Genomic DNA, 10498 nt, shown 5'->3' with positions numbered 1-10498 from the left:
GCGGGCAACACCGAACTCTGGGCGACCGGCCCCATCAACACCACGACGCCGACCTGGAACAGCCAGGCCCCCTGGATCTGGCAACTGGACGCCAAGGCCTTCGCCCACGGCAACCCCACCTACTGCCCCGGGGTGCAGGGCGTGGACTTCAGCACCGACAACCTGCGCGCCGTCGTCCAGGGCGCAGCCGACCGGGGCGACGACAACCTCGCCCTCGGGCTTCGCACTCCGGACAGCTATCTCGGCAACAAGAACAGCTTCAAGCGGTTCAAGAACAATCCGTGGCTCGAGGTCACGTACAACCGGCCCCCCGTTCTCCACGACTACGCGGCGTGGGAGGGCCAGTGGACGCCGGGCAGCAGCAGCAACGTCAACGTGCCGTGCGTCAGCGACCCGGCCAGCTGGCCCACCGTCGGGCGTAACGACGTCGTTCTGACCGCGAGGATCTCCGACCCGGACACCGACGTCAGCCTGAGCGCCAAGTTCGAGGCCTGGGACCACGACACCGGGCAGTACATCCTGGTCGATCGGGCCTCCGCCCCCAACGGGACCTGGGCGATCATGAGTCTCGGCTGGGCCAAGATGCACGATGGCGGCCGCTACAAGTGGCACGTCCAGGCCGAGGACGGCAGCGCCGGCTCGGGCTTCGGCCGTGACTGCGGCTTCAACGTGGACAGCACTGCCCCGTCCAAGCCGACCGTCACCTCCGCGGACGGCCACAGCATCGACACCCAGGACGTGCCCGCCCGTAGCCCGCGCACGGTCAAGTTCGCCTCCAGCGACCAGTTCGGCCTGAAGGGCTTCTGCTACTCGCTCAACAAGCCGCTTCCCGTGGTCAACCAGGGATGCCGCGGCACCTGGGTGGACGCGGGCCCGGACGGGACCGCGACCGTCACGTTCACCCCCACCCTGTGGCCGACCAATCGGCTCACCGTCCAGGCCATGGACAAGGCCGGCAACCTCTCCCCCTACGACGGCTCGGACGGCGGCCCCAACTCCAGTACCACGCTGATCACCACCGCCCCGAGCAACTTCGTCCACGACTCCACCGACCCGAACCTGGCCGGCGACCGGCCCGGCAACCTGACCGGTGACGGACACTCCGACCTAGTGGCCGCCACCAGCACCGGCGAACTCGTCCTCTACCCCGGCCGCGGCGACGGCACCTTCGACCAGCCCCGGACCGTCGCCAACCCGGGCTGGTCCGGCGCCCAGATCACCCACCGGGGCGACTTCGCCAGCCAGAGCCCGGGCCTGACCAAGGACGGCTACGAGGACTTCCTCGTCAAGCAGGGCACCCGGCTCTACCTCTACCCGGGCAACGGCATGGGCGCCCCCGATGAGTCCAAGCGCACCGAACTACTCCACCCCAGCGGTGGCGATTGGTCCGGCACCAGCCAGATCGTCGCCGCAGGCAACGTCGACATGCTTCCCGGCGGTGACCTGATCGCCAAGGACGGTGACGCTCTCCTCCTCTACAGCGGCACCGACGCAGGGCCCCTCGCCACCGGGACGGACACCACCAGGCTCAAGCCCGGCACCGTCGTCTCCGTCTCCGGGTGGGCCGACTACGACGTGCTCGCCCCCGGCGACGTCAACGGCGACGGCATCCCCGACCTGCTCGCCCGGCGCAACACCACCGACCCGAACGACGCGGAGTACGGGCGCGTCCGCCTCGTGCTCGGCGCCCGCAACGCCGACGGCCTCGGATACCAGGCCGGAAGCCCCGCCGCCGGCGCCGTCTACGCCACCGGCTTCGACCCCCAGCACCGGCCCCTGATCACGACCCCGGGCAACCTGCACGGCACCGTCGCCGACAGCGGCAAGGGCTACCGACTGTTCACCCCGACCCCGGGCCAGACCACCGGTGACCTCCTCGCGACCACACCCGCCGATCCCGCCACCCAGGTGACCTACTACACCGGCGACGGGACTGCCCAGAGCACCACCTGCCCCACCGGCTGCCTGCTGATGTACCCGGGCACGCCCACCGGGCTCGGGCTGCCGCGCCTGGCCGCCCAGGGCAACCTGCACACCGTCACCGCACTCGACGGCGGACAGAGCCTGCGCAGCCCGGCCACCGCCATGACCAGGGCCGCCAACGGCACGCTCGTCGCGGTGAAGACCAACGCCGACGGAAGCCTGTGGGCGACCAACCAGACCAGCACCACGGGCGGCTTCCGCAGCTGGTACCAGCTCAGCGGCCCCGGCGTCCACACCGGCGACCCCGCGCCGATCCTGTCGCCGGGCGCCGGCGGCACCGTCCACGTCTTCACCCGCACCCGCGCCGGCCAGATCGTCGACTACGCCCAGACCGGGCCCACCTCGTCGTTCAGCCCCGCGGCGGCGGTCGGCAGCTCCGCGCCGGTCCTCGCCCAGGACCCCGCCGTCACCCTCACCGCCAACGGCAGCATGGTCGTCACCGCCGTCGACACGACAGGCGACCTGTGGGCAACCAACCAGCCGGCACCCGGCGCCGCGTTCGGCACCTGGTACAAGGTCAGCGCCAGCGGCGGCCTCACGGGCCGCGCCGCAGCCGTGCTGTCCCCCGCCGGCGGTGGGACCGTCAACCTGTTCGCCCGCACGACGAACGGCCACATCGGCTACTTCGGGCAGGGAAGCTCCACCAGCGGATTCAGCCCGGGTGCCTACCTCGGCACCACCTCGCCCGTCTTCGCCGGGGACCCCAGCGTCACCACGGCCGCCAGCGGCGGCATGACCGTGGCCGCCATCGACGTCAACGGCGACGTCTGGGCCATCGACCAGGCCGCGCCGGGGACGGCGTTCCGCGAGTGGTACAAGATCAGCGTCAGCGGCGGTACCGGCGGCGCCACCAGCATCGTCCTGTCCCCCGGAGCGGGCGGCACCGTCAATCTCGTCGCCCGTACGGGCAACGGACACATCGCCCTGTTCGGCCAGGGCGGCCCGACCACCGGGTTCAGCACCGGCGCCTACCTCGGTAACCCGAACATGACCTTCGCCGGGGACCCGCGCGTCACACTCCTCGACAACGGGGCCATGATCGTCATGACCACCGACGTCGCAGGAACCACCTGGGCGATCGACCAGCCCGCACCCGGAGCCGACTTCCGCTCCTGGTACCTGGTCTGACCATCCGTCAGAGAAATCGAGTCCGGTCGGCCTGGCGGCAGACGCCAGGCCGACCGGCCGGCTCGATGCCTGCTCGGTCGAAACCCACCCCTGGATCTCCGCGACGGCCCGGGCGCTCACCCGGACCCGTCGGCGCCTGGAGCGTGCGGTCGTCGGGCCTGCTCAGATGGGCAGGTCCCAGCCCGGGCCGTCCTCGGTGCCGAGCCAGACGCGCTGTGCGGCCGCCGAGACGGTGATCCCGAAGCCGCCCTGGTGCGGCTCGCCGGCCGCCTGCCAGCACTGGACCGCGCGCTCGACCCGGTCCCACAGGCGGACGGGCCCGCGCTGGGTCACGGTCCACCCGCCGCCGGGGCCGGGTGCCGTCCGCGCCTGCGATCCGGTGGACAGGTCCCAGAGGATCTGCTGGGCACCCGCACCCGTGCGGATGGCTGCGGGCGTGGCGAGTTGGGCCACCCAGCCGCCCGTCCAGCCGTCGAGCGTCGCCGGGTCGATGCGGGTCGGGGACTCCCCACCGGGCAGCAGGTCCAGCGTCGGTCGGGGCGGCCGGTCGTGCGGGCGGGCGATCATGAAACCGGTCTGGTCGGTGAGGAACCGGCCGGTGGCCTCGCCGGGTCCGGTGACGTCGAGCAGCGCGAGGCCGTTCGCGTAGCTCCACCCGGAGAGGGTGACCAGGATCCGACCGCCGGGCTTGACCTGGTGAAGCCATGGCAGAGGGATGTACCGAACCGAACAGGTGGCGATGAGCCGGTCGTACCGGCCGCCGTCCGGGTCCCCGCGCAGTCCGTCCCCGACGATGAGCCGGGGGGAGAATCCCGCGGCCTTGAGCGCCGCCGCCGCTGCCACGCCGATGGCAGGGTCGTACTCGACGCTGGTGAGGTTGGCGTCCCCGAGGCGGTGGGCGCCGAGGGCGGTCGAGTACCCGGTCCCGGTGCCGATCTCCAGCACGCGGTGCCCGGGCTCGACATCGAGTTGCTGCCACATGCGCAGCACCACGGACGGGAGGGTGGACGACGAGGACGGGATGCCCGTCACGGCTTCCCCGGCCGTGTCCTCGGGCCCGATGCGGCCGTCGAGTTGGGTGACCAGCGTCCGGTCGTCGTAGATGCCCTCCAGCCAGCCGGGCTCGCCCTCGCGGACGGGCCGGTAGGCGGTCGGGAAGCTGCCGGTGACCGGGGCGAAGTGGGTTCCGACGAAGAGTTCCCGCGGAACGTCCCTCGCGGCTCTCTCCCACGCGCGTTCGGTGAGCGCACCGTTCCCGGCGAGCCTGTCGGCCAGGGCGTTGCGGAGTTCAGCCGGTGTGCTCATGTGCGGCGGAACCTTTCTGGAGCTGGTCGGCGAGGGCGTGGGCGATGGCGTCGGTGGTCTCGGCCGGCTGCCATGCCCACTGGCCGTTCGGGCTGCCCCGCCCCTCACCTGCTCTCTTGGGACGGGTGGCCGGTGCGCAGGATGGCAGGTGCGGTCCCGCCCGCCCGCATGGTGTACGGGCAAGGCAGGGCGGCAGGAAGGTGCCGGGTCGGCTACGCGACGTAGAAGGGACGGGCCGCGTCCTGGATCTCCGCCACCGCCCGGACAAAGTCGTCCAGGCCGCCGCCCCAGGGGTCGGCGATGCCGGAGCCGAGGACGCGCACCGGCCGGTCCGGGCCGACGAGGCCCCGGACGGCGTCGGCGGTCTCCTCGTCCACGGCGACCAGATCGTCCGCCCAACTGATCAGGTGCCGGTCGAGGACGGCCCCGCGGTGCCCGGTGAGGTCGTAGCCGAAGCCGGCGGCGGCCTGGATCATGAGCGGGTGGGCGGGCTTGCCCACGTGCCAGTTCCGGGTGCCCGCCGAGCGGACATCGAGCGCGCCCCCGGCACGCTCGGCGATGATCAGCGCGGCGATCGGGGACCGGCAGTGGTTGCCCTTGCAGATCACCAGGACGTTGCGGCGGGTCGAGCTCATTCGGGGTCCACCCGCTCGATCTCGAAGGTGAGCACGCCCAGAGCTTCCTTGTGGGGCGGGAAGATGGCGCGGATCGCTTCGAGCTGTTCGGCCTCGGTCGCCTTCGGGTTGACGGCCGCCACGTTCTCGGCGCCGAACATCTCCTCGAAGGTGCGGTACTTCCCGATCCGAGTGACCCGGGTCAGGCAACTCGACTCGCGGCAGGTGAAGTTGATCCGATCCCCAACCCTGATCCGCTTCATCGACTCGTAGGCGACGCGGACTTCGACGGTCTTCTCGCCGCTGGCGATCAGGTCGAAGTACTGCCGGTAGATCGGCATGTTGCGGGGGCGCTGCGCCTGGGAGTTGTGCGTGGCGGGCCGGCGGGTGCTCATCAGGGCTTCCAATGCGGTTGTGGTGTAGGACCGGAAGAAGTGCCTGGGGTCGCTCAGCACGAGTTCGCCGAGACCTGTCAGCGCCTCGACGTAGTCCTCCTGGGTGCCGGGCCAGGCCGAGGGGTCGAGCAGCCACGCGGGGGTGATGTCGTCCCGGGCTGCGGGCCCGGCTTCGGCGGCTTCGCGCAGCAGGCTCTTGGAGAGCTTGCCTCCGTCGCTGCCGAGGATCTGGGGGGTGAAGATCCGGACGGGCAGGGGCCCGGCGGGCGGGCCGAGGGCGGCGTGCGCGCCGTCGACGAGCTGGCATCCGAAGGCCCAGTCGCCGCCCTTGACCATGACGTGCAGGGTGCGGTCGTCGGGCCGGTAGGAGCGTTCCTTGACGACGTTGCGGTAGAGAGTGGCCAGGTCCAGGTAGCCACCGCCCAAGGGCGTGATATCGGCCTCGTAGCGGCCGTGTTCGAGGCAGGCGGCCTCGAACAGGCCACCTGCCTCGTCCAGTTCCAGCAGCCGAGTCCGGCCCGCGTACTTCTCGGCCCAGCCGCACACCGGGCAGGGCAGCCGGATGTGCGCGCTCCCGCTGTTCGGCGACAGCCAGGTGCCGACCGCGTCCAGGAGTTCCAACGTCCGCAGGAACTCGGCTCGGAACGCCGGGGTGTCCTGCTGCCGGGTGTAGGTGGTGACCGTGTACGGCACGTTCGTCCGGGCACGGCAGGCGTCGAACAGCGGCAGGTAGTACCGGGCGAGGAGTGCCGTGATCTCGTCGGCGCTCAGGGCGTGGGCGTAGGCCCGCTGGTAGCGCCGCCCGTCGACCCTGACGGTCTGGGCCGGGGAGTTGTCGAGCGCGCAGAAGTCCACAGTGGTGTGGATACCGAACTCGTCGCGAGCCCGCTCCGCCAGGAGGAAGGCGAGGCTCTGGACGAGGTGGGTTCCCAGGTGCGGATGACCGTTGATCTGCGTGCCCACGGAGAAGCCGATGCTCTCGATGTCGTAGTCCATGATGCGGGGCCGCAGGACGTCCACGGCGTCCTCAACGGCGTTGGCGAGCACCGTGTTCGGGGACCTCAACGTCGATACGGTCATGGTTCGCCTCCCTCGGGTCGGGATGGTGCGGCGGGTACGTGACAGACCGTAGAAGCCCCGGCACGGCGCGCTCAACGAACTTGCGCCTTCTTGCGGAGCATCACTCCAAGGAGGCAATGGCTGCCGCGATCAGCGCTCTGGCCCTCACCCCGTACACAGCCATGCCGGACAGGTCCATGAAGGCCCGGATGTAGTCCGTGATCTCTCTGGGCTGGAGCACGTTGACCTTCGCGGTCAGGGTCTCCACCGCTACCCGCTGATTATCGAACAGGTAGAAGGCTTCGAGGGGACAGATGGTGCGCGGGCACCCGGCCGGGATGATCCCGATGGAGACGGACGGCAGCGACATCAGCGTGAGCAGGTGACCGAGCTGAGCGGCCATGTCCTCCGCACTGCCGATCCTGGTTCGCAACACCCACTCCTCGACCAGGACCGCGAACCGTCGCGCCCCCGTGTACATGAGCTGCGCCCGCGCCAGACGCGCCGGTACGGCTGCGGCAACGTCGTTCGGAGTGCCCTGGAAGTCCGTGATGGACTGCAGGAGCGCCGTCGCGTACTCGGCGGTTTGGAAGAAGCCGGGGAGCACGTTCGAGGCGTAGATCCGGAAGAGCCTCGTACGCTCGTAGTCGCTGATGACCTTCTCTTGGGCGAGCCTCATGCCGGAGCTGTTCCGGCGTCTCCACTCCTGGTACATCGAGTCGGCGGCACGGGATGCCGCGATCCGGTCGGGGATCCGGTCGCCGGCCCTGCAGGCGGTGCACCAGGTCCTTATGTCGTCTTCCGACGGGGCGGCCTTGCCGGACTGGATGCGCGAGGTCTTGGCCGGATGCCAACCACACAGGGCGGACAGCTCGCCCCCTTTGAGCCCGGCGTCCTTGCGGATCTCGACCAGTTGGTCGGCGATGGCCTTGCGCGCTGCGACGACACTGGACGAAGGCGACGATGGCATGTGCTGTCCACCCGGTGGTTCGAAGCCGCTCAGACCGCGAAGTCCTCGTGGGGTACCGCCCGTTCCCATACGGCCTCGAAGGCCTTCGTGCACAGTTCCACGGTGGCCGGCTCCTCCGTCATCACGTTCCGGGGGTCAGCCCACTCACCGTCACCGGTGAACAGGTTGAACCGCACGATCCGGCTGTCGAACAACCAGAAGTCGGCCCCCGGCAGCGCAAGGTCCAGCGCCCGGGCCCGCGGCAGCCACAGGATCTGCTCACCGGCCACGATGTTGGTGAACGTGTGGGAGTGCTCGTAGCGGATGTACTCGGTGACGGGCTCCGACACGATCCGGGCACGCCGGATGGTCACCCCACGGGCAATGGTCTCCACCACGAAGTCGTGGAACGGATGCCACCACTCGTCCCGGTCCTCCGGGGAGTACCGGTGCCCGGCCTGCCACGCGGCGAACTGGTCGGCTTCGTCGGCGACGCTGTACTGATCACGCATCTCCAGATGCACGGCCGACTTCTTCGTCTCCCGGAGCAGGCTCCTGAAGTCCGGCACGTTCGATGGCATCGCAAGCCTTCCTGATGAAGGGGATCATTCGCTCGGGAATGCTGATCACGGACTCGTGGGCAGGCACACCGACCTTGTGACCGGCAACCCACTCGGTCCCGCTGACCTCCGCAAGCTCGGCCCCGGTGACGGTGTCACTCTGAATCACGAGTCGACGCTGAACCACGTCCGCCCAGACGGTGGGCGAGCCCTCCGCGTTGGTCTCAGGATCGATTCCGAAGAACTCTAGGCCCATGGCTGCCTCTCCTGTCACACGGCTTGCGCATTCTCGCGATCGAAGGTGACGCGGCTACCAGCATCCGGCGCCCGGTTCCGCCTTGTCCGGCGTTTCCTGACGAACCGCCCGTCCGATCGACCCCGGGCCGACCCGGAGCAGTGCCGCAGCCCCCGGCGCGTGGGCGGCGGGGGCCGGCGGGGTCAGGCGTCCTCGTCGGGCGGCGGGGTCGTGCGGAGGGCGTTGACGACGCCCAGGGCCACGATGGAGACCGCGACGGCGAGGAGGACGGCGAAGGCCGTCCCGATCAGGAACTTCACGAGAAGTCCCGCTCCGCGTCGAGGAGCAGGACGAGGAGGTTCAACAGCGTCGAGGCCGGCGCCGTGTTGAAGCGGACGAGGACGCGGCCGTCGATGGTCCGGTCGGTGCCGGCCGAGGGGAAGATCAGGCCGAACTTCCGCCCCCGGTCCTGGACTTCGGCGAGGAGCGTGCTGATGTGGGCGTCGGTGTAGTGCCGGATCCGGGGGTCGGTCGGCAGCATCGGGTGGCGGCGGGCCATCACGCGGCGCCGTCCAGCTCGAACCAGACGGATTTGGCGCGCTCGTGGGGGTCGACGCCCCAGCGGTGGGTGAGGCCCTCGACCAACTGGAGGCCCCGGCCGGACTCCGCGAGCAGGGAGAGCGGCGGGGTGGTGGGGAGGATCGGGCTCCCGTCCGTGACCGAGACGCGCAGCGAACCGTTGGTGGAGATGATCTCGACGAGCGGGGCGGGGGTGTCCCCGTGGCGCCAGGCGTTGACGAGCAGCTCGCAGAGGGCGAGCTGCGCGTCGGAGATGACGGAGGGGGACCAGCCGACGCGGGTCATGGTGTTGTGGAGGGTCTGACGGGCGATGGCGATGGTGGGGGTGTTGACGTGACGCATGGGAGTTCTCCCGAGGCGTGAGTGAGGGAGGAACCGGCGGAACAGGTGTCGCCGTGAGCCAGGCCGGTGGAGATGGAGGTGGCTGCTCTTCGGTGCTTGCCAGCAGGCGTTACTGACGATCCGTCGGATCGATGTGAGATCGACCATAGCGCACACAAGTATCCAAATTTCCACCCTCCCTGGATTCTTCCCCCTACGGTGGTAACTGGTGGACCGCCGATCGACACGCGCGGCACACTGGCCACACGCACGCCTGGAAGGAAGTCATGCCGCCACGATCGAACCCAACGCTCCGTCAACGCAGGCTTGGGACCGAACTGCGAAGAATCCGCGAGCACGCCGGGTTCGGCGGCTCGCAGCTCGGCCGTTCCGTAGGTATGAGTCCAGCCCAGGTGACACAGATGGAGTCAGGCCGGATCGGCATCAGCGTCGAGCGGCTCCACACCATCGCGGCCGCATGCAACTGCGCCAACCGACCCTTGATCGACGCGCTCACCGCCATAATCACGGAGAGGGGAAAGGGCTGGTGGGAGGAGTATGGCGAGGTCCTCACCTCGGACTACCTTGAGGTCGCCGAGATCGAAGGCCATGCCGAGAAGCTCTCCATGTGCACCACCACATACATCCCAGGCCCCCTCCAGACCGCCAGCTACGCCTCGGCCGTTTTCAAGAGGATCTTCCCACCGCTCCCCCGCAAGGATGTCGACATCCGAACCGCGTTCCGCATCCAGCGGCAACAGGTCATTCGTTCCGGCCGGACACCGTTTCGAGCATTCATCCACGAAGCCGCACTGAGGATGCAGTTCGGTGGGCCGATGGTGCTCGTGGACCAGCTTGACGCCCTGCTCGAAGACTCCCAGCAGCCCGGAATCTCCGTTCGGGTCGTTCCCTTCGCAGTTGACACGTTTCCCGGCGCCGGAGAGAACCTCACGTTCGCGGAGGGACCGGTCCCCGAACTCGACACCATCCAGTTGGACGTCTCGCAGGGCGCCCTGTTCTTCGACTCTCCAGCGGACCTCGCCAAGTACCGGGCGATCTTCGCGCGTCTTGACTCCACAGCTCTCCCTGAAGATGGATCTCGAAACTTCATCCGATCCATCAAGAAGGAACTGGAAGAAACGTATGCCTGAATCGGCATGGCAGAAGTCCAGCTACAGCGCCTCAAGCAATGAGTGCGTCGAGGTCCGTTCGGTCCCCGGGGCGGTCGAACTCCGTGAGTCCGACGAGGGCCACCTCATCCTCCGCACCACCCCCGCCACCCTCGCCGCCCTCCTCCACGGCCTCAAAACCGGCGAATTCGACCACCACGCCTGACCGCCCCACCCCGCAGCGCCCCTCGCCCACCTGGG

Annotated in this window: 10 protein-coding genes and 1 pseudogene; 3 read left to right on the top strand and 8 right to left on the bottom strand. The window is 69.5% G+C overall.

Annotated features, from left to right (window positions below):
* Nucleotides 1-3111 (top strand): annotated as a pseudogene (locus tag ACIQOV_RS10975) (hypothetical protein); the annotation flags it as partial.
* Nucleotides 3112-3273: 162 nt separating this feature from the next.
* Here the strand turns inward: ACIQOV_RS10975 and tgmC are convergent.
* The 8 genes from tgmC to ACIQOV_RS10935 all read right to left on the bottom strand — a co-directional run bounded on the left by tgmC (nt 3274) and on the right by ACIQOV_RS10935 (nt 9149).
* On the bottom strand, nt 3274-4416 hold the full coding sequence (tgmC, locus tag ACIQOV_RS10970) for an ATP-grasp peptide maturase system methyltransferase (protein ID WP_401047311.1): 1143 nt from the start codon (nt 4414-4416) through the stop codon (nt 3274-3276).
* A gap of 212 nt (nt 4417-4628) precedes the next feature.
* Nucleotides 4629-5051, bottom strand: a complete 423-nt coding sequence (locus tag ACIQOV_RS10965; protein WP_401047310.1) for a low molecular weight phosphatase family protein — start codon at nt 5049-5051, stop codon at nt 4629-4631.
* The gene (locus ACIQOV_RS10960; RefSeq protein WP_401047308.1) at nt 5048-6505 is read right to left on the bottom strand and encodes an ASCH domain-containing protein; all 1458 of its coding nucleotides are present in this window, start codon (nt 6503-6505) and stop codon (nt 5048-5050) included. Before ACIQOV_RS10960 ends, ACIQOV_RS10965 begins: the two co-directional genes overlap by 4 nt.
* Nucleotides 6506-6605: 100 nt before the next feature.
* Entirely contained in the window at nt 6606-7454 is an 849-nt protein-coding gene (locus tag ACIQOV_RS10955; protein WP_401047305.1) for a helix-turn-helix domain-containing protein, read from the bottom strand.
* 29 nt (nt 7455-7483) lie between these two features.
* A complete protein-coding gene (locus tag ACIQOV_RS10950) occupies nt 7484-8014 on the bottom strand; it encodes a DUF6879 family protein (RefSeq protein WP_401047302.1) in 531 nt (176 codons plus the stop codon).
* Entirely contained in the window at nt 7938-8249 is a 312-nt protein-coding gene (locus ACIQOV_RS10945) for a hypothetical protein (RefSeq protein WP_401047300.1), read from the bottom strand. The genes ACIQOV_RS10950 and ACIQOV_RS10945 overlap by 77 nt, the downstream gene beginning before the upstream one ends.
* A gap of 295 nt (nt 8250-8544) precedes the next feature.
* Nucleotides 8545-8790 carry a hypothetical protein gene (locus ACIQOV_RS10940; protein WP_401047297.1) on the bottom strand — a complete coding sequence of 82 codons (246 nt, stop codon included), beginning with the start codon at nt 8788-8790 and terminating at the stop codon, nt 8545-8547.
* Complete coding sequence (locus ACIQOV_RS10935) at nt 8787-9149, bottom strand: ATP-binding protein (RefSeq protein ID WP_401047295.1); 363 nt, start codon at nt 9147-9149, stop codon at nt 8787-8789. The genes ACIQOV_RS10940 and ACIQOV_RS10935 overlap by 4 nt, the downstream gene beginning before the upstream one ends.
* A 266-nt stretch (nt 9150-9415) precedes the next feature.
* Here ACIQOV_RS10935 and ACIQOV_RS10930 point away from each other — a divergent pair, with 266 nt between their 5' ends.
* Both ACIQOV_RS10930 and ACIQOV_RS10925 read left to right on the top strand, forming a co-directional pair.
* Nucleotides 9416-10279 (top strand): helix-turn-helix domain-containing protein, encoded by an 864-nt coding sequence (locus ACIQOV_RS10930; RefSeq protein ID WP_401047292.1) that lies wholly within the window; start codon nt 9416-9418, stop codon nt 10277-10279.
* Entirely contained in the window at nt 10272-10463 is a 192-nt protein-coding gene (locus ACIQOV_RS10925) for a DUF397 domain-containing protein (RefSeq protein ID WP_401047290.1), read from the top strand. Before ACIQOV_RS10930 ends, ACIQOV_RS10925 begins: the two co-directional genes overlap by 8 nt.
* Nucleotides 10464-10498 lie beyond the last annotated feature (35 nt).

Origin of the sequence: Kitasatospora sp. NPDC091257 (assembly GCF_044757675.1) — a bacterium.
GTDB lineage: Bacteria > Actinomycetota > Actinomycetes > Streptomycetales > Streptomycetaceae > Kitasatospora > Kitasatospora lactacystinica.
Note: the sequence above shows the minus strand (reverse complement) of the source record. Positions and strands in the feature narration are given on the sequence as shown.

Coding starts and splice junctions, on each gene's coding strand:
- ACIQOV_RS10950 (WP_401047302.1), bottom strand. CDS start 8,014: ATGCCATCGAACGTGCCGGACTTCAGGAGCCTGCTCCGGGAGACGAAG.
- tgmC (WP_401047311.1), bottom strand. CDS start 4,416: ATGAGCACACCGGCTGAACTCCGCAACGCCCTGGCCGACAGGCTCGCC.
- ACIQOV_RS10965 (WP_401047310.1), bottom strand. CDS start 5,051: ATGAGCTCGACCCGCCGCAACGTCCTGGTGATCTGCAAGGGCAACCAC.
- ACIQOV_RS10925 (WP_401047290.1), top strand. CDS start 10,272: ATGCCTGAATCGGCATGGCAGAAGTCCAGCTACAGCGCCTCAAGCAAT.
- ACIQOV_RS10960 (WP_401047308.1), bottom strand. CDS start 6,505: ATGACCGTATCGACGTTGAGGTCCCCGAACACGGTGCTCGCCAACGCC.
- ACIQOV_RS10935 (WP_401047295.1), bottom strand. CDS start 9,149: ATGCGTCACGTCAACACCCCCACCATCGCCATCGCCCGTCAGACCCTC.
- ACIQOV_RS10930 (WP_401047292.1), top strand. CDS start 9,416: ATGCCGCCACGATCGAACCCAACGCTCCGTCAACGCAGGCTTGGGACC.
- ACIQOV_RS10955 (WP_401047305.1), bottom strand. CDS start 7,454: ATGCCATCGTCGCCTTCGTCCAGTGTCGTCGCAGCGCGCAAGGCCATC.
- ACIQOV_RS10945 (WP_401047300.1), bottom strand. CDS start 8,249: ATGGGCCTAGAGTTCTTCGGAATCGATCCTGAGACCAACGCGGAGGGC.